Raw genomic sequence first — 22,641 nt, 5'->3', positions numbered from 1 at the left:
GCCCGGCGCCGACGATCCTGGCGATGTTCCTCAACACGGTCATCGACGAGCGGCTCGACATGTTCCGCGACGAGCACGGCCGGGAGCCGTCGGCCGACGAGGCCTGGATTATTGAAGGGCCAAGTGCTGCGCAGGGCCACGTCGGCTTGGCCGGCAGCCAGATCGCGGAACTCATCGCAAGTATCGACTTCTATTCTTATGCCTGAGTAACGCTGATGGAACTCGGGCAGGGTCGGTGTCAGCATCGCGTCGGCGAAGACTTCGCTGACCGTGAACCTAACAGTGCCACGCGTTACTCTAGCAAGGGAGCTAGCCTCCTCGTGCGCTGCCCTGACTAAAGCTTCGATCGTCTCAGCCTTGGGTACCAGGGACTTGCCCGCTTCCGTTAAGGTGCAGCCATCGCTGCGCCGCTCGAACAACAAAAGGCCAAGCGCTTCTTCCAGAGCCGATGCACGTCGCGCGACCGTGGTCTGGCTGACTTTCATGAGCCGGGATGCGGCTAACGTGCTCCCGCTCCTGGAAAGGGCGAGAAACGCACGCCAGTCGCTCCAGTGCGGCTCCCGCTTCATCTTCCCAGTATAACCGACTTCGTTAATCCAGCGTTATGCATTTTCGCTGAACGGTGCACCGAAAACAATGCTCAGCGTTCTGGCCGTTTGCCGGTACATGGATTGCCGACACCGGGTGTCATTTCCAAGAGAATGGAGATGACAATGACCAAATCTACATCTGCAATGATCTCCGTGGCGCTGCTTGCTGGCACCGCCCACGCAGCGCCGCCAGTCCAGCCGATCAACGACCGCATGGAAGCACTATGCGCCGTTTCGAACCTAGATATGGTCGGCAAGCGGCTTGCTCGTGAGTGCCGTGCACAGGTCCGTGCTCAGCATCAAGCAGCGACCCAAGCGACCGCCACTGCGCAGAAGGCGGAGCCGCTGCCGTCCGCGGAGCCTCAACTCGCACAGCTTCCGAAGTAAGCCTCCCTACAAGCGTTCGAGATGCTCGCTGTTGTCCGCTACGAGTTGGCGGACAACAAGGGACAGCTAATCCGCAGAGGTAGCCAGCGGAGTGATGCGCCAGCCCGCTTGTACATTTGTGTTAAGCTGGCGAAGAGCGGCAAACAACGAGTAAAGATGCATTGGGCAGTTGCCCAGCTCGCGCTGCTGACTGCGCGCAATGCTCGAAAGCGGAATGTCCGCAATAGGTCGCAAGCGGACGTCCGGATCGGCCGACCTCGCACCGACCCGTCGCTCGGCCTCGCTCCGCTTACGCCACCCCCGTGCGGTCCCTGCTCCGCTCCTTCCACGGCGCCGACCACTCCACCCGGTGGATGGCCTCGAAGGTGACGCGCAGCCCGTCGGCCAGGCGGGCGAGCAGCCGGTCGACGCCGTCGTGGAGTTCGGCCCGGCCCAACTGGTAGTCGCGGTCGTAGAGTTCGTCGCGCATGGTGCTTACTCCTTCCATGTTGGTTCAGGCGGCGGTGCGCAGCTGGCGGTCGATGACGGCCAGCCGCTGCTTGGCGTCGAGCGCTTCCCATATGCTCTGGTAGCTGCTCGCGCTGGAGCGGGCCTGCGCCTTCGCCGCTTCGATTGCTGGCCCGTTTTCAAGGTACAAGCGGGGGCTTACGCCATAAGCCATGACGATGATCCTTTCCCTGTCGATGTGGCGCCGGCAGCGGTGCGTGCTGGGGAGGGAGTTCCCACTGCCGGCGCTGAGGATCATCTAGTCTCCCGATGGTCGTTACGCCAATCGAACGCTCGACATCATCCATAAGCTGGAGTTATGAGGTGAGTAGATGCGCAAGCTTCCGCCCTTGTCCGCGGTCCGGGTGTTCGAGGCCGCCGCCCGGCACGAGAACTTCACCCTCGCCGCCGCCGAGCTGGGCATGACCCAGGCCGCAGTGTCCTATCAGATCAAGGCTTTGGAGGACCGGGTCGGTGCCGCGCTGTTTGTGCGCGAGAAGGGGCGGGCCAAGCTGACCCCGCTTGGGTCCCGGCTGCTACCCTCGCTGACCCAGGCGTTCGACACGATCGAGGCCGCCTTTGCCGTCACCCGCGCCGAGGACGAGGCGCTGCTGACCGTCACCACCACCTTCACCTTTGCCAACGCCTGGCTGGCGTGGCGGCTCGGCAGCTTCCAGCTGGCGCATCCGGACCTGGCGGTGCGCATGTCGCCCAGCAACGACATGGTCGACCTGCGCGGCGGCGAGGCGGACGTAGCGATCCGCTCGGGCGACGGCAGCTGGGAGGGGCTCGAATCGCACCTGCTCATCCCCATCACCTTCACGCCCATGGCCTCGCCGACCTTCCTGGCCGAGGTCGAGCGCGCGCTCGGCCGTCCCGTCGAGCCCGCCGACCTGCCCGCGCAGCCGATGATCACGCCCGACGACGTCTGGTGGGACGTGTGGTTCAAGGACGCTGGCGTGCCGTTCGAGAATCGCCCACGCCGCTCGGGCGGCCTGCGCCTCGACAGCCAGGCCAACGAAGGCTTCGCGGCGATGGGCGGGCAGGGCTTCGTGCTGCTGACGCCCGACTTCTGGGAGCATGACCTGGTCGCAGGCCGGTTGGTTCAGCCGTTCGCCCAGCTTTCAACCCGCGGCTTCGCCTACTGGCTGGTCTACCCGCCCGAGCGCCGCAACCTCCCCAAGGTGAAGCGCTTCCGCGAATGGCTGCTGGCCGAGCTCGCCGGGGATCAGGTCCCAGCCGCCGGGAGTCCGGTCGCACCCGCCGGTGCTTCCCGCTAGCCCGCGCTACTTGGTCCGGTAGATCGTGGCCTGGCGGATGGCGAGCTTCCATTCCCCGCTCGCATCGGTCCAGACCTCGGTCGTCCGCCGGCGGATTTTCTCGCCCGCGAACTTCGCCTTGCGGACGGGGGTCAGCACCTCCTCGCCCATCAGCACGACATCATGCTCGCCCCGGGTTGCCGCATATTCGATCGAGCGCTCGAGCGAGCTGTAGTCGATGAGGCCGGTCGTGAGATTGCGCTCGGCATCCTTCTTGCGCGCGATGCGGTTGAACGGATTGTTCACCACCGCATCGTCGGCGAACACCTCGGAAAATGCGTCCGCGTCGCGGGCAAGGATCGCCCGATCCATCCGGTCAGCCGCCGCGAGGGCGGCGGCGATGCGCGGCGTGCGGGCGGCCGCTTCAACTTCCGGGTTGGCCGCCCGCCAGGAGGTCGGCGGCGCGCTCGCAAGCATGAGGGCTCCGAGCAACGTGCAGGTCGACGTCCACATGGCTTGCTCCCGACGATGCCGTAAGCGGACAGATTAGCCTATTCCGGCACGCCTTGCACATGACGCTTGTCGCCTTCGCGATTTCGGCACGATTTCGGGCGGCCGAAAACCGCCGCCACCGCGAAGTCGGGCAAGCCGCAGATCGGCTGTCATCAGCCTTCGGCCGGCGGCGCCTCGGTCGTCGCACTTGGCGGATAGCCCCGCGCCTGGCTCCAGCGGAACAGCCCCAGCCGCCGCAGCAGCAGCCACCCCAACCCGATCAGCAGCAGCCATGGCAGCAGGGTGGCCAGGGTCACGATCAACGTTCCCAGCGATCGCACCAGCACCGCTCCGGCCTCGCGGAACGAGTCCCGGAGCGACGGGCCGTCGTCGAAGCCGGGGATCGCCTCGCCCGAGCCATAGAAGAACGCCATGGGCGTGGTCGCCAGGCTGTCTTCCGCCGACTGCCGCTGCTCGCCCAGCGCCCGGATCTGCGCCCGCAGCGCCTGTGCTTCGGACAGCAGCCGATCGCGGATGACGTTGCTCAGTCCCGGCCGCGCGAGCTCGCGGTTGACCCGCTCCAGCTCGTCGGTCAGCTCGGCCCGCCCGCGGTTTGCCTGACTGATGGCGGGGTTCACGTCGGTGCCGCTGATCTCCTGGTCGACCAGCATGCCCTCAGCATCGGTGATCACCTTTGTAGCCTGCTTGCCGAACCCCCGCGCGATCCGCGGGTCGAGCTTCACCTCCAGGCTGGCGCGGACGTCGTCCTGGCCGCTCACCGTGTAGCGCATCCCCGTGATCCGGCAGCGGGTGATCGTCAGCCGCTCGCACATCTCCGCATGCGCTTCCTGCGCCGCCTGGATCCGCGCATCGCGCAGGCGGTAGGCATAGCGGTAGTTGAACGCCACGCCCGGCGCGGCCGACACGTTGATGTTCGGGCCGGACCCGTCAGCGACCTGCTCGGTGCTCGTCGACACGGGCGGCGGTGGCGGCGCGGCAGGGGAGGCGGGCGGCGCCGACTGCACGTCAAAGGTCCGCAGGTCCTCAGCCTGCTGCCGCGGCTCCTGGCGCTGCGAGCAGCCGGCAACCAGCACCGCCGTGGCGGCCAACAAACAGAAGCGACGCATACTTTCCTCCCGTTTTCGCCGGAGGTTACACTATCACATTAGCCTGGCAAGTACCCGCTCAGAACCGGTTGCTCCGCGGGAAGCCGAGCGGCGCCATCCGCCCGCTCGCGCCGCGGATCGCGCGCCACGGCGTCAGGTCCGCCTCCGTCCGCGTCCGCCCACTCTCGCCCCCCATGCTCCAGCTGAGCCCGTCGCTCATCTTCAGCACCGTTACGTCCGCCAGCCCGCCATCGCGATAGCGCTGGAGCTGCACGCCCGAGCCGCGACCCATCTCCGGCAGCTCGCTCAAGGCAAACAGCAGCATCTTGCGGTTCTCGCCCATCACCGCCACCGCATCCGCGCCCTCCGGCACCGGCCGCAGCACCTTCAGCTTCGCGCCCTCGCGCAGGTTGAGCAGCTGCTTGCCCTTGCGCGTCTCCGCCAGCACCGCCTCACCCGAGGTGATGAACCCGCGCCCGTCCGTGCTCGCGACCAGCAGCTTCATCTCCGGCCGCACCACGAACAGCGAGACGATCTCGACCTCGCCCGCAAGGTCGATTGACAGCCGCACCGGCTCCCCAAAGCCGCGCCCGCCCGGCAGCTTGTCGCCGCCCAGCGTGTACACCCGCCCATTCTCGCCGACGAGCAGCAGCTTGTCGGTGGTCTGCGCGTGGAAGATCGTCTGCAGCGCATCGCCTTCGCGAAACTTCAGCGTCTCCGCGTCATCCAACGCCGCTTGCCCCTTGGTCGCCCTGATCCAGCCGCGCTGGGACAGGATCACGGTGATCGGCTCGCGCTCGATCATCGCCGACCAGTCGATCTCCGCCCGCGCGGCCGGCCCTTCCTCGACCCGCGTCCGCCGCGGATCGCCGAACTTCTCCTTGACTGCTGCCAGCTCCTTCTTGAGCCGGTTGCGCTGCCGCAGCGGGCTTTCGACCAGCTTGACCAGCTCCTCGCGCTCCTTGGCCAGCGCCTTGCGCTCGCGCCCGATCTCCATCTCCTCGAGCCGCCGCAACGACCGCAGCCGCATGTTGAGGATCGCCTCCGCCTGCCGCTCGGTGAGGCTGAACTCCGCGATCATCACCGCCTTGGGCTCGTCCTCCGTGCGGATGATCTCGATCACCCGGTCGAGGTTCAGGAACGCCACTAGGAAGCCGTCGAGCAGCTCCAGCCGGTCGTCGATCTTGCCGATCCGCGTCCGCGACCGGTTCAGCATGACCTCGATCTGGAACGCCAGCCATGCGGTCAGCGCCTGCTTGAGGCTCATCACCCCCGGCGTCCGGCTCGCATCCAGCACGTTCAGGTTCAACGGAAAGCGGATCTCCAGGTCGGTCAGCCGGTATAGGCTCTCCAGCAGCAGCTGCGGGTCGACCGTCCGGCTCCGCGGCTCCAGCACCACGCGAATGTCCTCCGCGCTTTCGTCGCGCACGTCCTCCAGGATCGGCAGCTTCTTGTTCGCGATCAGCTCCGCGATGTCCTCGATCAGCTTGCCCTTCTGCACCCCGTACGGGATCTCGCTGACCAGCAGGTGCCAGCCGCCGCCCTTCTCCTTTTCGACCGACACCGACGCCCGCACCCGAAAGCTCCCGCGCCCGGTCTCGTAGGCCAGCGTGATGGCCTCCTTGGCGTCGACGATCACCCCGCCCGTCGGGAAGTCCGGTCCCGACACATGCTCCATCAGGTCGCGCGTCTCGGCCTGCGGATGCTCGATCAGGTGGCTCGCGGCCGCGATCAGCTCGCACAAATTATGCGGCGGGATGCTCGTCGCCATGCCCACCGCGATCCCGCTCGCCCCATTGGCGAGCAGGTTGGGGAACAGGCCGGGGAACACCTCCGGCTCCTCTTCCTCGCCATTGTAGGTGGGCTTGAAGCTGACCGTGCCCTCGTCGAGCCCGGCCATCAGCTGCGTCGCCACCGCCGTCAGCCGCGCCTCGGTGTAGCGGTAGGCGGCCGCGTTATCCCCGTCGATGTTGCCGAAGTTCCCCTGGCCGTCGACCAGCGGGTAGCGCAGCGCAAACCCCTGCGCGAGCCGCACCATCGCATCGTAAACCGACGCGTCCCCGTGCGGATGATATTTGCCGATCACGTCCCCGACGACGCGGGCGCTCTTCTTGTACGAGCCGGTGGGATCGAGCCGAAGCAACCGCATGGCCCACAGCAGCCGCCGATGCACCGGCTTCAATCCATCGCGCACATCCGGCAGCGAGCGCGCGGTGATGGTCGACAGCGCATAGACGAGGTAACGCTCGGACAGCGCGGCGTCGAACGGCGTGTCGATGGTGGTGGAGGCGGGGTCGTCGGCAGTGGGCATGCGTGTCGTCTAGCATGCACCGCGGCCGATCCAATCCACATCTCACGCCGTGGTTGGGGCGAGCCGCCCGCCGAGCCACCGCGCCGGACGAAGGAACCGCAGCCTTACCCGCTCGCTATGCCCCTCGAAGGAGAAGGCTCATGTTACGGCGACTTCTGTTCGGCATCGGTATTGGGTATCTGATGAGGCGCTTCGGCGGCGGCCGAATGTCCCGCCGCTCGCGCTGGTAGGCGGCAATCATAACGCCCTGCTAGCCTCGGCAGCAGGCGACATCTTGCGCTCAATTGTGGCTTCGTCCCGCTAGCGTGTGGCGCGAAGATGGCGGGTAGACGCGACGCCCGCAACGAGCGTCGAAAGGCGTCTCGAGGGTGGTGGAGGCGGGTGGGCAGGCTGCATGCGTGACGGCTGGCGTGCAGCATCGCCGAGCCGTCCGTCAGCCGGACCAACTCGGCGTGAGCGCGAACTTCATCGATCGCTTACCGCACTGGCCCGTTCAGCTGCCGCGCCTGCTCCAGGTGGGCGGTGACGACCGGCACCGCGGCCTGCGCGTTGGCTCGCAGGGCGGGGTTGTCGCCACCCTGCGCGTAGCCGCTGTTGATCTGCAGCGCCTGCTCGTGCGCAGGAACCTGCTGCTGCAGGTAGAGCCGGTCGAACGCGGCGCCGGGCGCGGCGGCGTGGAGTTGGGCGATCATGCTCTTCTGCATGGGGCTGAGCTCAGGCGGCGGCGGCATGACGCCACCTGCGCGCGCCGCGGCCAGCGTCTGGTTGGTGGTCTGGCTATGGTGGTCGATCAGCGTGGTCGCAAAAGCGCGGACCTGCGGGTTCTGGCTCTTCAGAACGGCCAGGGTGCTGCTGGTAATCTCGAACACATCGCCGGCACCGGCATGGAACAGATAGGCCTGAGCCTCACGGGTGGCGGCGGCCTGCGGCGGGGTGGGGAGGGTCGCCGCGGCCGGGACGGCCAGGCCCGCGGTGGCAAGGGCAGCGGCGCTGAGCAGGGTGCGGGTGGGGGTCACGGGGGCGGTCTCCTCGGATCGGAATGGCGATTTCGTGCCAATGGAACCCGCCTGTTGCGCCTGTCGTTCCCCGCAATGTTCGAATTTCGTTCACGTGCGAAGCGAGGCGTCACCATGGTCAAGGCGGTTAACAAGCGAATGGTTCTTGGGCTGGCGACAGCGCTCTCGCTGGGCGTGGGCGGAGTGGCGTTCGCCCAGGTGCCGCCCGCAGCTCCGGCGCCGCAGGGCCAGCCCGGCATTCCGGGCAGCGGCGCTCCGGTCGACGCCGACAACCAGGCGGTGCTCGATGCGCTCACCCGCACGCTCAACATCCGCCCGTACCATACGCTCAGCCCGGCCGAGGCCCGGCGCCAGCCGACCTTCACCGACGGGGTCAACGCCGTGCTGCGGGCGCAGGGCCGGCCGACCACCCCGCCGCCGGGCACTACCGAGCGCAACATCACCGTCCGCGGCGCCGCCGGCAACCTCCAAGCGCTGCTGATCCGGCCGACGGGCGTCAGCGGTCCGCTGCCGGTGATCCTCTACTTTCACGGCGGCGGCTGGGTGCTGGCCAACCCGGCGATTTATGCCGGTGGAGCGCGTGGGCTCGCCCGCAACACCGGGGCGATGGTGATCTCCGTCAACTACCGCAAGGCGCCGGAGGCTCCCTTTCCGGCGCAGCACCAGGACGCGCTCGCCTCCTACCGCTGGCTGCTGCAGAACGCAGCACGGCTGGGCGGCGACCCGCAGCGGATCGCCTTTGCCGGCGAGAGCGCGGGCGGCAACCTCGCAGTGGCGACCGCGATCGCTGCCCGCGACGCGCAGCTCCCGGCGCCGCGGCACATCCTGTCCGTTTATCCGATCGCCGGCAGCGACCTCAATACGCCGTCCTACCAGGACAGCGGCAATGCCCTGCCGCTCAGCCGAGCGACGATGGCGTGGTTCTTCCGCTACGTGCCCCGAACCCCGGCCGACCTGATGGACCCGCGAATCAATCTCGTCGGTGCGAACCTTCAGGGCCTTCCGCCGGTGACCATTGTCGCCGCACAGGTCGACCCGCTGCGCTCCGAAGGCGAGTTGCTGGCACAGCGCCTGCAGGCGGCTGGCGTTGAAGTCGAACGGCGCGAGTTCGCCGGCGCGACCCACGAGTTCTTCGGCGCCGACGCCGTGATCGCCGATGCGCGTGAGGCCCAGGCCTATGCCGGCGGCCGACTTCGGACAGCCCTTGGCGGCGGTGCGGCTCCAGCCGGGGACGGCGTTCCGGCGGGGACCGATCCATCCAGCATCCCAACTCCGCCGCCACCCGAAAATCCGCGGTCCGGCGAACGGGGCTGACAGGGTGGGCGTCGGGCGATAGCGGACGCAGCGCCGCTGATCCCGCCGCACGCCTCCGGATCACCTCGAAGTTCGCCCGCTTCGCGCCGCACTTGGAGCAGCGCAGGCGGCGCTTGATCGCTTGGAAAGCTGTCGATGAGGTTCACGCGGAGGGCGCGTGCTTCTTTGCAAGTTGCGGCGCGTGCGGGGCAATGAAGTCAGTGCGCGAAAGCTAGTGCGTCACCCACGGAAGGCGCCGGTACCGGGCGGCCCATTCCCTCGGCCGCCTCTATCCAGCATTCAATCGCATCATAGGCGTTGGCCAAGGCTTCCTCGGGCGTGTCGCCATCCGATTTGCAGCCCGGCAGATCGGGTACGATCGCCACGAACCCACCACCCAGCTCTGCGCTAAGCGGCCTTACATGGACGTCATAGGATTGGGCGTTCATCGCTCTGCCTCTTTCCCTCAAACCGTACGCAAACAAAACTCTGTCCTACAGCTAACCAAAAAGGTTAGCGTCACGCGCATGGACATTACCAGCATGAGCCCGCCCGCACCCGCCACCCGCCCGTGCGCCTCACCCCACAGCGCCCCCGCCGCCTGGCTCCGCTCCGCCGCGCCTGAGCCCGAGCGGCCGCCGCCCGAGCCCGCTCCCGACGATGTCCGCCGCGGGCAGATGCGCCATCATATGCACGAGCTCGAACGCCTTTCGCGTGAGCTGGGGGAGAACCGGGCTACCCGGATGGGCGGCTGGACGCCGTTCAACCGCAGGCTCTTCCTCGACATCCTCGCCGACACCGGCAAGGTCAGTCACGCCTGCGAATGCGTCGATCTCAGCAAGCAGAGCGCTTATGCCCTCCGCGCCCGCGATCCGGTGTTCGCCGCCGGCTGGAACGCCGCCGCGGAGCTCGCCCGGGATGCGCTCGCCGACAGCGTGCTCGAGCGCGCGCTCGCCGGCAGCACCGAGACCATCACCCGCAACGGCGAGGTCGTGGCCGAGCGCCACCGGCACGACGGTCGCCTGGCGATGGCGGTGCTCGCCCGGCTCGACCGCCGCTGCGACCGCTCGGCCGCCTAGGGCGGGGCGCACGTCCGCGCCATGGCCGAGTGGGACCGCTTCCTCGACCTGGTCGGTGACGGCGACGACGCGGCTGCCGGGGAGCTGCTCGCCCCACCGCCACCCGCGAACGACAGTCAACCGAGTCAACTTGGGGCACCCGAGCCCGAACAGGTGTGGCGCTATCCGGAAAGTGGGGAATGGCGGACCATCCATGCCTGGCCCGGCGGCGACCGGGACGGGGTGGACCTGCTCGACGGGCGTGAGTGCACGGAGGAGGAAGCGCAGCTGCTCGACCGTTACTACGGCAGCGAGGACGACGCGCTCGCCGAGCAGGAAGGGGAGCGCGCCGCCTTCTTCGCCGAACTCCGCGCCGAGCTGGACGAGGAGGCGGAAGGGGAAGCGGCGGCGGGCGGCTAAGCCGCTATCGCCAACGCCTTCTTTACCAATCGCCCTTTAGGCTGGGTCTTTCCCAGGGAGCAGCTTGCCCATCATGTCCATGTCCCGGCGTATCTGGACCATTTGCGCGGTCCTGCTGACCGTTTCCGTGCTCACCGCCCTGTTCGGCTTCACCGCCTCGCGCAAGCTGTCGAGCGCTCAGGAGCAGACGCTGGTGGCCGCGACGGCGCTCCGCAACCACGTCGAAGCGGACATGATGCACGATGCCTTGCGGGCCGATGTGCTCTCGGCCCTGTACGCCGCGGCGACGGGCGACCGCCGGGCGCTCACCCGGACGCAGGAGGATTTGGCGGAGCATGGCCTCTGGTTCCGCCGGGTGGTCGAGGGCAACCGCGCCCTGCCGCTGGGCGACGCGGCGCAGGCTGCGTTGGCCAAGGTCGGCGAGCCGCTGGACGCTTACACCCGGCATGCCGCCAGGATGGTGGAGCTGGCCGGCAACGATTATCCGTCCGCCCGGCGCGAGCTGCCGCGCTTCCTGAGAGATTTAGAGCGGCTCGAAGGCGTCATGGAGGCCACCAGCGATCAGCTGGAAGCGGCCATGAAGGAAGACCAGGCAAGCGTGGCGCGCTGGTCGGCGGCATGGACCCTGTCCTTGGTTCTCAGCCTGGCCGCGGGGCTCGGCTCGGCTGCCTGGGTCACCGGCATGCTGCGGCGCGATATCGTGCTTCCGATCGGAAGTCTGACCCGCTCGCTCCACATGCTGACGGCTGGCGAGCTTCACGCCGTGGTGGAAGGCACCGATCGCGGGGACGAGATCGGTGCGCTGGCGAAAGGGCTCGCTCGCTACAAAGAAGCGGTGGCTGCGGCGCAGGTGGCCGAGATTGACAAACAAAGGGCGACTCAGGAGTTCCAGGATCAGACCGCCAAGCGCGACAACGCCGCCGCCACGGAACGCCAGGTGCGGCAGGCGATGGCCGACCAGCTCGAGCAGCGCGTGCTCAAGGTGGTGGCGCAGGTCGCCTCGGCCAGCGAAGCGTTGGGCAGGGCGGCGGACGAGATGAAGCAGAGCGCGCTCGGCACCAAGTCCGACGTGGGCGCGGCAGTGAACGCCACAGAGGAAGCTGCCGGCAATGTGGCGATCGTCGGCTCCGCCGCCGATGAGCTTGCCATGTCGATTGCCGAGATCTCGGAGCAATCGGAGAGTAGTGCGTCCGCCGCCCGGACCATGGCCCAGCGGGCCACGGCGGTGGCCGAGCAGATGACCGAACTGGAAGGGGCCACTGCGCGGATTGCGCATGTCTCCGGCCTGATCAACGACGTCGCGCAGCGCACCAATCTCCTGGCGCTCAACGCGACCATCGAGGCGGCGCGGGCAGGGGCGAGCGGTGCCGGCTTCGCTGTGGTCGCCTCGGAGATCAGGAGCCTGGCCGAGCAGACCACCGCATCGACCAGCGAGATCGGCGCTCAGATCGGCTCCGTGCTGCGGACGGCGACCCAAGTCGCCGGTGCCGTGCGGGAAGTCGAGGACGCGGTGGGCGAGGTCGAGCTTGCCACCACCTCCATCTCAACGGCGGTCGAGCAGCAGAGCAAGGCCACCGACGAGATCAATCACAGCATGCAACGAACGGTGACCAGCACGGAGGCGCTGCGCCACAGCATGGGCGGCGTGGAGCGTCAGGCGTCCGCCACCGAAATGGTAGCCAAGACGGTCGGCCATGCCGCGGTCACCCTTGACGCGCACGCTGGCGACTTGAAGCGCGAAGTCATGAACCTGATCACGCAGATCCGTAGCGCAGCCTAGCGGGCGGTGACCTTGGTGCTGGGCCCAAGCGGATCGAACCTGGCGAGCAGCGCCCGGTCGCGCCCGTAGGCATCGCCGCGGAACGCCAGCTGGCTGCCGCTCAGCCCCGCGGTCATGTAGGTGATGTAGACCGGGATCGGCTCCTTGAGATCGACCCGCTGCTCGGCATCCGGGCTGGACGCGGTCGGCACCTCGCCGAACACCCAGCGGGCGAGCCGCCGCGCATCCTCCAGCCGGATGCAACCGTTGCTGAGGTGCCGTTCGTCCTTGGCGAACAGGTCCTTGCCCGGCGTGTCGTGGAGGTAGATGCCGTAGTGGTTGGGCAGCATGAACTTGACTTCGCCCATGGAATTGGTTCCGCCGGGGAGCTGGCGTACCCGCAATTCCTTCTTGCCTGCCGCGACCGCCTTCCAGTCGACGGTGGTCGGGTCGATGACCTTGGCATCGTTTTCCCAAGTGTCGAGCACCTCGTAGCGGCGGTCGCCGAGATATTGCGCCCCCTCCGCCACTACGCGCGGAGCGATGGTCTTGGCGACCAGGTCGGGCGGGACGTTCCAGTAGGGGTTGACGTTGGCATAGCGCATCAACGCCGCCATCATCGGGGTAGGCGACTTGTCGGTACCGACGATCGCCTTCATGCTGTCGACCGGGCGCCCGTCCTCGTACATGGTGAGCTTCGCCGCCGCGGCATCGACGAGGATGTACTTGCGGCTGTTCGGCCCACCCGGCGGCGGCAGGCGGCGGGCCCGCTCCATGTTGATCACGGCCAGCGCTTCATAATGCTTGGGTCCGAGATTTAGGCTGCGGATGGTCGCAGCGCCGGCCTTGCCATCCGCCGGGAGTCCGTGCGCGACCTGGTAGGCGCGCAGCTTGGCCTCGAGCTGCCCATCGAAGGCCGACGGCGCAAGCGGGTCCGGATCGCCGAGCCCCAGCCGCTTGCGGAGCAGGGGGACGCGGCGGTCAGCCGAGCCGGAGGCGAGCACCGAACCGGACTCCGGGATTCGTACAACCGGAAGTCCGCCCCATTCCATCTGGTAGCGGACGAGAGCCCGTCGCAGGTCAGTGTACAGGTGGTGGACCGGCTTTAGCAGGTCGACGGGCGCTCCGCTCCATTCCTCCTCGGGCAAGACGGGCAGGTCGTCGCGGGCAAGCTCCGGTTCCTGCGGCATGGCGGCGGCATCCACCATGACCATGTCCAGCCCTTTTTGGCCGCCTTCCGGCAGCGTGTACGGGTCGTCCTTCAGCCGATCCGCGGCAACTGCCGTGCCAGGCAGGGCGGCAGCCACAAAGGCTAGCAGAAGAGTGCGCGCTGCATGCATTTTCAAGTTTAACCTGTCCCCCGTGTGCTTGACCTTAGACCACCATGCGCCTGAACGGTATCCGAACCGACGCATTCGCCGACCGGTTGGCCGGGGCGGTGTCGGCAACGGACCATTAACGCTCGTGGGGCATAGGCACTGCATGGCCTCCGCCGCCGCCTCACCCGCGTCATACTCGGCGGCCGCGCCTCCGCCTCCGCGTCTGCCAGATGACTATGCGCTGCTAGCTGCGCTGCCCCTCCCGGCGGCGATCATCGCCTTGAGGAAGCACGATTCCCTGTACCTGGCCGCTCACAATGCCGAGTTCGAGCGAACTGTTGAGCGCTCCACCGTGGGTCAGTTCAGCCATTTGGGCGACACTTGCCTTCACGCGGGCCAAGTCGCGATGCATCTCCATGACTGGTTTCGGGGCAGGGCCGCACCGGAGCTCGACATCGGCGACGGGGAAGGGTTCGAGGCGCATTACTATCGGCTGCACTTGACGCAGCTTCCACCGCTGAACTGCGGCACTCAGCGCTGTCTGGTGACCGTAACGGACCGAACGGTGGAAGTTCAGGCGGAACGCAACCTGCGGGCCGAGATGCTGCGCGACAGCCTGACCGGCCTGCCCAATCGACTGGCCTTCACCGAGATGATCGACGCCGCCGGCGCGGACAAGGGGGATGGGCGGGGCGGCCATGCCGTGCTGATCGTCGACCTGCTCCGCTTCTCCCGCATCAACGAAAGCTTGGGCAGCCTTGCAGGCGACGAGCTGTTGATCACCTTTGCCCGCCGCCTGATCTCGGCCCTGCGTGCCGGGGACCGGCTCGCCCGCACGGGCGGAAACGAGTTCGGGGTGATCGTCTCGCTCAGGAACGGCATTGGCGATGCCATGCGCACCGCCGAACGGATCGGCGAAGTCCTCGCCGCGCCGTTCCGCCTGAGCGAGCTTGAGGTGCGCGTGGAATGCGCGATCGGGGTTGCGCAGATGCCCGCCAGCCTAGAGCCGGAGGAGCTTTTCCGCAACGCTCAGATCGCCTGCAAGCAAGCCAAGCTTGTCCGGCAGCCACAGATTTACCAGCCGGAACAGGCTTGCGCCGCGCGCCGCCGCTTTTCCATCGAGACCGAGCTGCGCCGCGCCCTCGACCGCGATCAGCTGCAGCTCGCTTACCAACCGCTGATCGATCTTCAGACGGGTCAGGTGGCAGGCTTCGAAGCCCTCGCGCGCTGGCACCACGGGGAGCGCGGAGAGATCAGCCCGAACGAGTTCATTCCGGTGGCGGAAGAGAGCGGGCTGATCCTGGCGCTTGGCCAGTGGGCGGTGCACTCCGCTACGCAGACCCTCGCGCAATGGGATCGCCGGGCAGGCGCCGCCCTGCCGCTGTACTTCGCTGTGAACCTATCGGCCATCCAGGTCGCCCGCGATGATGTCGCTGCGGCCGCGGATAGCGCGCTTCGTCACAGCGGGCTCGACGGCGCCCGGCTGTGCCTCGAACTCACGGAGAGTTCGATCGTCCAGGACCCCGGTCGTGCGACCCGGGTGTTCGATGCGCTGAAGGGGCTTGGCGCGACGCTTGCCATGGACGATTTCGGCACCGGCTACTCCAGCCTCGCCTACCTGCAGCGGCTGCCGATCGACGTGCTCAAGATCGATCGCAGCTTCGTGTCGGCGATGCTGGTGGATCCAGACAGCGTGGCCATCGTCCGCGCCGTGCTTAGCTTGGCCGAGGCACTAAGCATGAGCACCACGGCGGAAGGCATCGAAACCCCCGAGCTGGCGGCAACGCTTGCGGCGCTTGGCTGCGACACGGGCCAGGGATTTTTCTTCGCTCAGCCGCTCGCCGCGGACCAGGCGCTGACGTTCTTCGAGGAGCGGCGCCGCAACGATCGCTAAGCGGGGAGGTGGCGCAAGCGTGGCCTCAGAGCCACGCCACCCGCCTAACTGCCGGCACCGCAATGGTTCACTTGCCGGACAGGGCGGGACTCCTAGATAGTCTGTCCTCTGATCTCTACACGGGGTTGTGCAAGTGAAGCAGCTTATTCTCGCCGCGACCATGCTGTCGGCCCTAGCCGTTCCCGCTGCGGCCGAGGCGCGCAGGCGACCTGCCGCCCCGCCGCCCGCGCCGGCTCCGGTCCGGGTCGTGCCGGCTGATCCCGTCGAGGCTTACTACTTCCACCGCGGCGACGCGCCGATCTGGTTCCGCAACGCGGACAGCCGCGCAGCCGCCGCCAAACTCCCGGGCCTGCTTCGGCGGGCCCAGGTCGAAGGCTTGGCCATTGGGCCGCAGCTGGCTGCCCAGGTGGAAGCGGCTACGGTGCGCGCGGCCACCAGCAACGCGCCCGTTGATATTCGTGCGGCCGAGCTGCTCGCCAGCAACGCGTGGGTTGCCTATGTGCAGCTGCTCAAGAAGGCGCCCGCCGGCATGCTGTTCGGCTACCCGCAGTTGGCGCCGCAGGGTTCTCGTCCCGACCAGATCCTGCTGACCGCGGCGGCTGCGCCCAGCCTGGCGCAGCATCTCGACAAGGTGGCATCGCCTAACGCCACTTACGCCCAGTTGCGCGACGCGGCCTGGGCCGGGTTCCAGGCCAACCCGGCGGCGGGCGCCGACGCCAGGCTGCTGGCCAATCTGGAGCGGGCGCGAGTGCTTCCGGCGGGCGGTCGCTATATCCTGGTCAACGCGGCCAACGCCCGGCTCACCATGTATGAGAACGGGCAGCCGGTCGACAGCATGAAGGTGGTGGTCGGCAAGCAGGAATCGCCAACGCCGATGATCGCCAGCATGATCTTCTATACGACGTTCAACCCGTATTGGAACGTGCCGGGCAACCTCATTCTCAAGAACGTGGGACCAAAGGCGCTGAAGAGCGGCGAGACCTACCTCAAGAGCCAGGGCTTCGAGGTCATGTCCGACTGGACGGAGAATGCCACGGTGGTGCCGGCCTCGTCGGTCGACTGGGCTGCGGTGGCTTCGGGAGGCAAGCAAATCCGCGTGCGCCAGCTGCCCGGGGCAACCAATTCCATGGGCCGCATGAAGTTCAACTTCCGCAACTCGGAAGACATCTACCTCCACGACACGCCGCAAAAGGAATACTTTGCCAAGAACGTGCGGACCTTGTCGAACGGCTGCATTCGGCTGGAAGACGCCAAGCGCCTCGGCCGCTGGCTGCTGCAGGCCGAGCCTGTCCCGCCGACGCCGCAACCCGAGCTGCACGTCAAGCTGCCCCAGGGCGTGCCGGTGTACGTGACCTACCTGACCGTGCAGCCGGAAGGCGGCAAGCTGACCTACCTGACCGATTATTACGGCTGGGACGGGCGGCCGGACCGGCAGGTTGCGGCGTCAACTCAGGCCGTGCGGCCGGGACTTTAAGCGTCAAGCTAGATAGCGGCCGGGACGAGCGGCTGCGAAAGGCGGGAGCTTAAGCCACCGGAGAAGCCGGATCACGGGTGAACGACGCCGAAAGCCGCGTTCACCCAAGCTCGATGCTCAGAGCCCGCCCGCAAGCGCATCCGCGACGATCGTCTCGAGCCGCTCTCCGTTGGGAAAACCTTCCGCAACCCAGCGCCCTTCAATTGCCTGCAACGTGCGGGCGACGGTCGGCCCGGGCGCGAGGCCGCGCTTGATCAGGGCTCCGCCGGCGATCGGCAGCTTGGGCGGCGTCCACTTCGCCACGCCGGCAGAATCCTCGATACGCCCGGCCAGTAGCAGCCGGTCGGCCGCACCCTCCGGCCCGATCCAGTAAGCGAGCGCGCGCGGGCTGCCGTCCAGGTCCTGGTCGGCGGCGATGGCCAGCCGCTTGCGCGCCTTGTTGGACAATTTGAGCCGGGCGGCCACCTTCTCGGCCAACAGCGGCTCGGGCGGCAGCAACGCGGACAGGCGGCGCAGACCAGCGGGAGGAACGGCGGCCTGCCGCTCGGCCTCGATCAGCCGGTTCAGCCGTGGGAGAGCGGCTGGGGCGATCTCCGGCAGCACCGGACGGAGCACGTCTTCCCCGACCATGACTGTCACCGTTGCCCCCGGGTCGGGCAGGGCGAGCAGCTTCAGCAACTCGTCCGCGATGCGCTCGCGCGACAAGGCCATGAGATCGTTGGCTCGGGCGATGCACGCAGCCAAGCCGCTGCGGTCGAGCTCGCCGCCGCCGAACCGCGCGTGAAAGCGGAAAAAGCGTAAGATGCGCAGATGGTCTTCCGCGATGCGGCGGAGCGGATCGCCGATGAACCGGACCTTCCCGGCCGTCAGGTCCTCGCGCCCGCCGAAGAAGTCGAACAGCTCGCCCGAGGGCGGATCGAAGTACAGCGCATTCATGGTGAAGTCGCGCCGTTCGGCGTCCGCGCGCCAATCGTCGGTGAACGCGACCTCGGCCCAGCGCCCGTCGGTTGCCACGTCGGCCCGCAGGGTGGTGATCTCGACCGTTTGTCCGGCGCTGACGGCGGTGACCGTGCCATGAGCGATGCCGGTCGGCACCGTCCTGATCCCGGCCGCCCCGCAGCGGCGCATTACCTCATAGGGCGACAGGGTAGTGGCGAGGTCCAGGTCCTGCACCGGCAGGCCGAGCAGCGTGTCCCGCACCGCGCCGCCGACGAAGCGGCTGGTGCCCGGGCCCAGCGCGGCGAGGAGCAAGGGAACGCCGTTCTTCTCTGCGAGCTCATGGAGCGAACTCAGGTCCATGCCGCCTCGCTGGCATGCAGCCGCCGGGTCAGGTTCACCAGCATCGCCGCGGTGACGCCCCAGACGCGGCGGCCCTGCCAATCGATCTGATAATAAGGCCGCATGCGCCCGCGGTATTCGACCTCCACTGCCCGCTGATTGACGGGGTCGAGCAGAAAGGCGAGGGGCGCTTCGAACAGATCCGCGACTTCGCTTTCGTGAGGCGTCAGGGGGAGGTCCGGCGGCACGGAGCCGAGCACGGGCGTGACGCGGTAGCCGGTGATTGTCCGATAGGGATCGGCCGTGCCCCACAGCTCCACTAGCTGTGGGGGCAGGCCGATCTCCTCTTCAGCTTCGCGCAAGGCGGCCGCGGTGGTGCTCGGGTCGTCGGCGTCGATCCTGCCGCCGGGGAATGCGACCTGCCCGGCATGCGTCCGCAGGTGCTCCCGCCGGACTGTCAGCAACACGCCTGGCTCCGCGCGACGGGTGATGGCTACCAGAACGGCGGCTTCGCGCAGCTGTTCGGGCCCACCCTCGGCGACGTCGCCAGCGAGCAATCCGGACGGCGGCGGCAGGTCCAGCGACGCCCGGAGCTGGTCAGGGAGCGTCATGCCGATTGAAGCGGAAAGAAGCAGCCGTCGCTCCACACGCCGGGCGGGTCGCCGCCCTCATCCAGCGCAAGCTCGGCCAGCTCATAGTAGACCGGGCGGGCCAGGCTGGCTTGGAGGCCGTCCCGCACTCCCAAAAGCGGGATTTCGCCCTCCAACCGCAGCGGGTGGCCGGGTCCGAGCAGCACGGGATCGCCGTTGTTGAGCTCAAAGGCGATCCGCCGCTGATGGCCGGAGCCCTCGCTAGTCATGGCGGTGGCCACAAAAGGAGCGAGTTCCACATCGATCGTCAGCTTCTCGGCTGGGGTGACCAGCACATGACTGCCGTCGGACTCGCGGCGCAGAATGGTTGAAAACAGCCGCACCATGGCTTCCCGCTGAATGGGCTCACCCTGGTGATACCAGCTGCCGTCGCGCGCGATCCGCATGTCCGAATGACCGCAATGCGGCGGGTTCCAGCTCGCCACCGGAGGCAGCCGCCGCTCCGCCGCCAAGCGGGCGATCTCGGCCAGGCTGTGGCCGGCGATCCGGATCGGGTCTTGGCTTGAGGGCATGCGGGCTCCATTGTCATCAGCGCTCGCCGGACGCAATGAGGGCGGATGAAACCGGGCGTGGCCATTGTCACCGGCGGCGGCAAGCGGGTCGGCCGGACGATCGTTGAAGCATTGCTCGGCGATGGGTGGACGGTCGTTGCGCATGTTCGATCAATCGAGGACGAGGTGCCGACCGGCGCCGTTCGCGCGATCGCCGATCTTGCCGACCCCTCCTGCGCCGACGCGCTGCACGCCGCCTGTCCGGCTCGACCCAACCTGCTCGTCAACAATGCGGCGCGCTTTGCTCATGACGATCTTCACGCCTTTTCCGTTGCCGAGTTCGACGCCCACATGGCCGTCAACGTTCGCGCGCCCACGCTGCTCACCGCCGCCTTCGCCGCGGCGGTGGGAGGCGAGCCGGGCGACCGGCTGATCGTCAACATCCTTGATGCCAAGCTCGCCGCTCCCAACCCTGATTTCCTCAGCTACACCCTGTCCAAAGCCGCGCTGGCCAGCCTAACGGAGCTGTCCGCGCGCGCCTTGGCCGGGCAGGGCATCCGGGTGAACGGCATCGCGCCGGCGTTGATGCTGCAATCGGCCGGGCAGTCGGCGGACAATTTCGCCGCGGCCCATGCCCATAATCCGCTTGGACGCGGAGTCACGCCCGACGATGTCGTCACGGCCTTGCGCTTTCTGCTGGACTCCCTGGCACTCACCGGTGAGGTGCTCACCCTCGATGCCGGTCAGCGCTTCCAGTCCCTGCCGCGCGATGTGCAATATCTGGACCTACCATGACCGACGTAACCTTTGTTCCCCGATTATCGGGCATGGTGCCCGACTCGCTCGCCGTTCGATCCGTCCGGATCCACCTTGATTCCCTGGAGGTGATGACGGACATCGGCTTCCATCCGTTCGAAATCGGGACGCTGCAGCGGCTGCTGATCAGCGTGGAAGTCTGGCTCGACGAGCTCGATCCGCCCGCCGGAGATGCGGCCGCCGACGCGTGGAACTACGACCATCTCAAGCAGGAGATCGAGCGCCTTGCGAGGGCCCGCCGCTACAACCTCCAAGAAACGTTGGTGGCGGAAATCTACGGTTGGATCGCCGGTCGGCACGGGGTTCGAGCCCTTCGGGTCACGAGCTCCAAACCCGACGTCTACCGGGAAGCGAGAGGGGTCGGGGTGGAACTTGCCTCCTTCACCGGCAACGCCCCCTGAACGGGTCGGCGCGAGTCTTGGTGACCAGCGCTTGCGGAGGTGGAACAATATCGTTGCGCCGCCATTGAGGCTTTATTAAGGAAGCGCGCCGGCCTGCCGATGATACGTTAGTACGTCGTCAGGCCTCACTCTCCGAGCGGCGCCACAACGCCGCCTGTGGGAGTGAGGCTCGTCGGATGCCCGCTTAAGGAGAATTGCGGCAGGATGTCTTACGCCAATCGAAGGCAGATGAGTTCGAACCGAACGGTGGCCATCGTCATCGTTGCGCTCCTGCACGTGCTGCTCGGCTACGCGCTGGTGACCGGACTCGCCTACAACGTGATCAAGCAAGCGGCCGAGGACCTTAAGACCTTCGACGTCGAGGAGGAGCCACCGCCCCCGCCCGAGGAGCCGCCGCCTCCGCCCGACGAGCCGCTGCCGCAAACGGAGCCGCCGCCCGTGGCGCCGCCGCCCATGGTGCGGAGCAACGTGCAGACCCCGCAGATCCAGTCGGTGCCCGACGCGCCACCGCGGGTGATCAACCCGATCCCGGCGCCGCAGGTGCTGCGGCCGCCGCCGCCGCCGGCGCCGCCGCCGCCGCCGCCGCCACCCGTGGTACGTTCGGAGCCCAAGAGCGCCGTGGGTAACCTGCAGGGGTTGATTCGTAGCGATGACTACCCGCAAAGCGCCTTGGACAATGAGGAGCAGGGTACGGTCACCGTGGCTCTGCAGGTCGGCACCAACGGGCGGATCAGCGGCTGTTCGGTAGCGTCGTCGAGCGGATCTCGTGCGCTTGACAACGCGACATGCCGGGCCTTGACGTCACGGGCGCGGTTCACGCCGGCCCAAGACAGCAATGGCAACCCGACGACAGGTACCCTTCGGCAGCGTATCACCTGGCGATTGGAATAGCAGTTCGAATCACAGCCTGAACCAAGCAAGCTTCTGACAAGGAAAGACGAAACTATGGCAGCTCCCGCACCCGCCGGCGAAAGCCCGTATGGCCTGATGGCCGCCCTCAACGAAGGCGGCGTGATCTCTTGGGCGACCTTCATCATCCTCGTGGCGATGTCGGTCTTCTCCTTCTACATCCTGTTCACCAAGCTGTTCGAGCAGCAGAAGATTATCGCCCAGGGCCGCAAGGTCCGGTCGAGCTTCTGGAATGCACCCAACCTCAAGGATGCAGCGTCCAAGCTTGACCAGAAGAGCGCCTACCGGGCGATCGTCGACGACGCGTTGCTGGCTCAGGACCAGCACAGCAAGCTGACCAACCCCATCGACCAGCACGACTGGATGGCGAACTCGCTGGCCCGTTCGCAGGGCGGCATCGGCGCCCGTCTCGGCGAAGGCCTGGCGTTCCTCGCCACCGTGGGTTCGACCGCGCCGTTCATCGGCCTGTTCGGTACCGTGGTCGGCATTTACCGCGCGCTCATCAAGATCGGCGCGTCCGGTCAGGCCTCGATCTCCACCGTCGCCGGCCCGGTTGGTGAGGCGCTGATCATGACCGCGCTGGGCCTGGTCGTCGCCGTGCCGGCCGTGCTCGCCTACAACTGGCTGATCCGCCGCAACAAGTCGATCATGGAGGATCTCGCAGCCTTCACGAATGACCTGCACGGCTACATCATGTCTGAAGGCCGGGTGAAGCCGTCGCTCGCCGCCTCGGGCGCCGCCAACGCGGGTTCGTCCTCGGTCGCCCGCGGTGCGCAGACCCGCTCGGGCACCGCGCCGACCCCGGCTGGAACCCAGCCGCTGACTGCAGGCCAGACTTCGACCGGTCAGCAGGCTAGTGGCACCGGCACCACCACCGTCGACCGCCGCTAACTGGGGATGCTCGGAGGCCGGCACGGGGCCGGCCACCACTCAAACTGACGAAAAGGCCGTAACTTCATGGCAATGAATGTAGGCAAGGAAGACGGCGACGACGTCCCCATGTCGGACATCAACACCACCCCGCTCGTGGACGTGATGCTGGTGCTGCTGATCATCTTCCTGATCGCGATCCCGGTGGTGGTGGAGACCGTTCCCATTGCCCTTCCGCAGACCCTCTCGGAAGTGCGTGAAACCAAGCCGGAGAACGTCGACCTGACGGTTCGCGCCGGGCCCGATAACAGCTGCGAAGTCTATTGGGGCATGCAGCGGGTGAATTCCGAAGAGTTGCTCGA

General features: G+C 67.5%; 24 protein-coding genes. 12 read left to right on the top strand and 12 right to left on the bottom strand.

From position 1 onward, the window contains the following. The 3 genes from QZX62_RS11905 to QZX62_RS11710 form a co-directional block, all read right to left on the bottom strand. Nucleotides 1-569, bottom strand: a 569-nt coding sequence (locus QZX62_RS11905; protein ID WP_366926203.1) for a LysR family transcriptional regulator, incomplete at its 3' end; no start/stop codon positions are given. Nucleotides 570-1,266: 697 nt separating this feature from the next. After that, entirely contained in the window at nt 1,267-1,446 is a 180-nt protein-coding gene (locus tag QZX62_RS11715) for a hypothetical protein (protein WP_294174648.1), read from the bottom strand. Between the two features lie 24 nt (nt 1,447-1,470). Next, the gene (locus QZX62_RS11710; protein WP_294174647.1) at nt 1,471-1,638 is read right to left on the bottom strand and encodes a hypothetical protein; all 168 of its coding nucleotides are present in this window, start codon (nt 1,636-1,638) and stop codon (nt 1,471-1,473) included. Nucleotides 1,639-1,795: 157 nt separating this feature from the next. Here QZX62_RS11710 and QZX62_RS11705 point away from each other — a divergent pair, with 157 nt between their 5' ends. Further along, complete coding sequence (locus tag QZX62_RS11705; RefSeq protein ID WP_294174646.1) at nt 1,796-2,743, top strand: LysR substrate-binding domain-containing protein; 948 nt, start codon at nt 1,796-1,798, stop codon at nt 2,741-2,743. A gap of 6 nt (nt 2,744-2,749) precedes the next feature. Here QZX62_RS11705 and QZX62_RS11700 read toward each other — a convergent pair whose 3' ends face one another. From QZX62_RS11700 to QZX62_RS11685, 4 genes are all read right to left on the bottom strand, one after another. After that, the gene (locus tag QZX62_RS11700; protein ID WP_294174645.1) at nt 2,750-3,199 is read right to left on the bottom strand and encodes a nuclear transport factor 2 family protein; all 450 of its coding nucleotides are present in this window, start codon (nt 3,197-3,199) and stop codon (nt 2,750-2,752) included. A 188-nt stretch (nt 3,200-3,387) separates the two neighbouring features. Continuing rightward, nucleotides 3,388-4,341, bottom strand: a complete 954-nt coding sequence (locus QZX62_RS11695) for a DUF4349 domain-containing protein (RefSeq protein WP_294174644.1) — start codon at nt 4,339-4,341, stop codon at nt 3,388-3,390. Between the two features lie 58 nt (nt 4,342-4,399). Continuing rightward, nucleotides 4,400-6,631: a DNA topoisomerase IV subunit A gene (gene parC / locus QZX62_RS11690; RefSeq protein WP_294174643.1), complete on the bottom strand. Its 2,232-nt coding sequence runs from the start codon at nt 6,629-6,631 to the stop codon at nt 4,400-4,402. A gap of 476 nt (nt 6,632-7,107) precedes the next feature. Next, entirely contained in the window at nt 7,108-7,647 is a 540-nt protein-coding gene (locus tag QZX62_RS11685; RefSeq protein WP_294174642.1) for a DUF4142 domain-containing protein, read from the bottom strand. 114 nt (nt 7,648-7,761) lie between these two features. Here QZX62_RS11685 and QZX62_RS11680 point away from each other — a divergent pair, with 114 nt between their 5' ends. Beyond that, nucleotides 7,762-8,961 (top strand): alpha/beta hydrolase, encoded by a 1,200-nt coding sequence (locus QZX62_RS11680; RefSeq protein WP_294174641.1) that lies wholly within the window; start codon nt 7,762-7,764, stop codon nt 8,959-8,961. A 197-nt stretch (nt 8,962-9,158) separates the two neighbouring features. On the opposite strand, the gene QZX62_RS11675 is transcribed toward QZX62_RS11680, so the two are convergent. Next, nucleotides 9,159-9,389 carry a type II toxin-antitoxin system HicB family antitoxin gene (locus tag QZX62_RS11675; RefSeq protein ID WP_294174640.1) on the bottom strand — a complete coding sequence of 77 codons (231 nt, stop codon included), beginning with the start codon at nt 9,387-9,389 and terminating at the stop codon, nt 9,159-9,161. Between the two features lie 93 nt (nt 9,390-9,482). Here QZX62_RS11675 and QZX62_RS11670 point away from each other — a divergent pair, with 93 nt between their 5' ends. The 3 genes from QZX62_RS11670 (at nt 9,483) to QZX62_RS11660 (ending at nt 12,198) form a co-directional block, all read left to right on the top strand. Continuing rightward, nucleotides 9,483-10,019 (top strand): hypothetical protein, encoded by a 537-nt coding sequence (locus QZX62_RS11670; protein ID WP_294174638.1) that lies wholly within the window; start codon nt 9,483-9,485, stop codon nt 10,017-10,019. A gap of 21 nt (nt 10,020-10,040) precedes the next feature. After that, entirely contained in the window at nt 10,041-10,418 is a 378-nt protein-coding gene (locus QZX62_RS11665) for a hypothetical protein (RefSeq protein WP_294174636.1), read from the top strand. 79 nt (nt 10,419-10,497) lie between these two features. Continuing rightward, nucleotides 10,498-12,198: a methyl-accepting chemotaxis protein gene (locus QZX62_RS11660; RefSeq protein WP_294174634.1), complete on the top strand. Its 1,701-nt coding sequence runs from the start codon at nt 10,498-10,500 to the stop codon at nt 12,196-12,198. Here the strand turns inward: QZX62_RS11660 and QZX62_RS11655 are convergent. Continuing rightward, nucleotides 12,195-13,484, bottom strand: coding sequence for a L,D-transpeptidase family protein (locus QZX62_RS11655; protein ID WP_294174632.1), 1,290 nt, complete (start codon nt 13,482-13,484; stop codon nt 12,195-12,197). The two genes, QZX62_RS11660 and QZX62_RS11655, sit on opposite strands and share 4 nt — an antisense overlap. Nucleotides 13,485-13,776: 292 nt before the next feature. Here QZX62_RS11655 and QZX62_RS11650 point away from each other — a divergent pair, with 292 nt between their 5' ends. Further along, nucleotides 13,777-15,390 (top strand): EAL domain-containing protein, encoded by a 1,614-nt coding sequence (locus QZX62_RS11650; RefSeq protein WP_294174630.1) that lies wholly within the window; start codon nt 13,777-13,779, stop codon nt 15,388-15,390. Between the two features lie 133 nt (nt 15,391-15,523). After that, complete coding sequence (locus QZX62_RS11645) at nt 15,524-16,864, top strand: L,D-transpeptidase family protein (RefSeq protein WP_294174628.1); 1,341 nt, start codon at nt 15,524-15,526, stop codon at nt 16,862-16,864. A gap of 117 nt (nt 16,865-16,981) precedes the next feature. Here the strand turns inward: QZX62_RS11645 and QZX62_RS11640 are convergent, their stop codons facing one another. The 3 genes from QZX62_RS11640 to QZX62_RS11630 are packed head-to-tail and all read right to left on the bottom strand — an operon-like array spanning nt 16,982 to nt 19,304. Next, on the bottom strand, nt 16,982-18,157 hold the full coding sequence (locus tag QZX62_RS11640) for a CCA tRNA nucleotidyltransferase (RefSeq protein WP_294174650.1): 1,176 nt from the start codon (nt 18,155-18,157) through the stop codon (nt 16,982-16,984). Continuing rightward, complete coding sequence (locus QZX62_RS11635) at nt 18,154-18,753, bottom strand: CoA pyrophosphatase (protein WP_294174626.1); 600 nt, start codon at nt 18,751-18,753, stop codon at nt 18,154-18,156. Before QZX62_RS11635 ends, QZX62_RS11640 begins: the two co-directional genes overlap by 4 nt. Next, nucleotides 18,750-19,304 (bottom strand): DUF1285 domain-containing protein, encoded by a 555-nt coding sequence (locus QZX62_RS11630; RefSeq protein WP_294174624.1) that lies wholly within the window; start codon nt 19,302-19,304, stop codon nt 18,750-18,752. Before QZX62_RS11630 ends, QZX62_RS11635 begins: the two co-directional genes overlap by 4 nt. Before the next feature lie 57 nt (nt 19,305-19,361). Between QZX62_RS11630 and QZX62_RS11625 the strand changes: the two genes are divergently transcribed. The 5 genes from QZX62_RS11625 to QZX62_RS11605 form a co-directional block, all read left to right on the top strand. Next, nucleotides 19,362-20,078 (top strand): SDR family oxidoreductase, encoded by a 717-nt coding sequence (locus tag QZX62_RS11625; RefSeq protein WP_294174622.1) that lies wholly within the window; start codon nt 19,362-19,364, stop codon nt 20,076-20,078. Then, on the top strand, nt 20,075-20,500 hold the full coding sequence (locus QZX62_RS11620; protein WP_294174620.1) for a dihydroneopterin aldolase: 426 nt from the start codon (nt 20,075-20,077) through the stop codon (nt 20,498-20,500). Before QZX62_RS11625 ends, QZX62_RS11620 begins: the two co-directional genes overlap by 4 nt. A 204-nt stretch (nt 20,501-20,704) precedes the next feature. Next, nucleotides 20,705-21,391: an energy transducer TonB gene (locus QZX62_RS11615; protein WP_294174619.1), complete on the top strand. Its 687-nt coding sequence runs from the start codon at nt 20,705-20,707 to the stop codon at nt 21,389-21,391. 54 nt (nt 21,392-21,445) lie between these two features. Continuing rightward, the gene (locus tag QZX62_RS11610; RefSeq protein ID WP_294174617.1) at nt 21,446-22,300 is read left to right on the top strand and encodes a MotA/TolQ/ExbB proton channel family protein; all 855 of its coding nucleotides are present in this window, start codon (nt 21,446-21,448) and stop codon (nt 22,298-22,300) included. 66 nt (nt 22,301-22,366) lie between these two features. Beyond that, on the top strand, nt 22,367-22,641 hold a 275-nt coding region (locus tag QZX62_RS11605), incomplete at its 3' end, for a biopolymer transporter ExbD (RefSeq protein ID WP_294174615.1).

This window comes from uncultured Sphingomonas sp. (assembly GCF_902806265.1).
Taxonomy (GTDB): Bacteria; Pseudomonadota; Alphaproteobacteria; order Sphingomonadales; family Sphingomonadaceae; genus Sphingomicrobium.
This window is presented reverse-complemented; position numbering and strand designations above follow the sequence as displayed.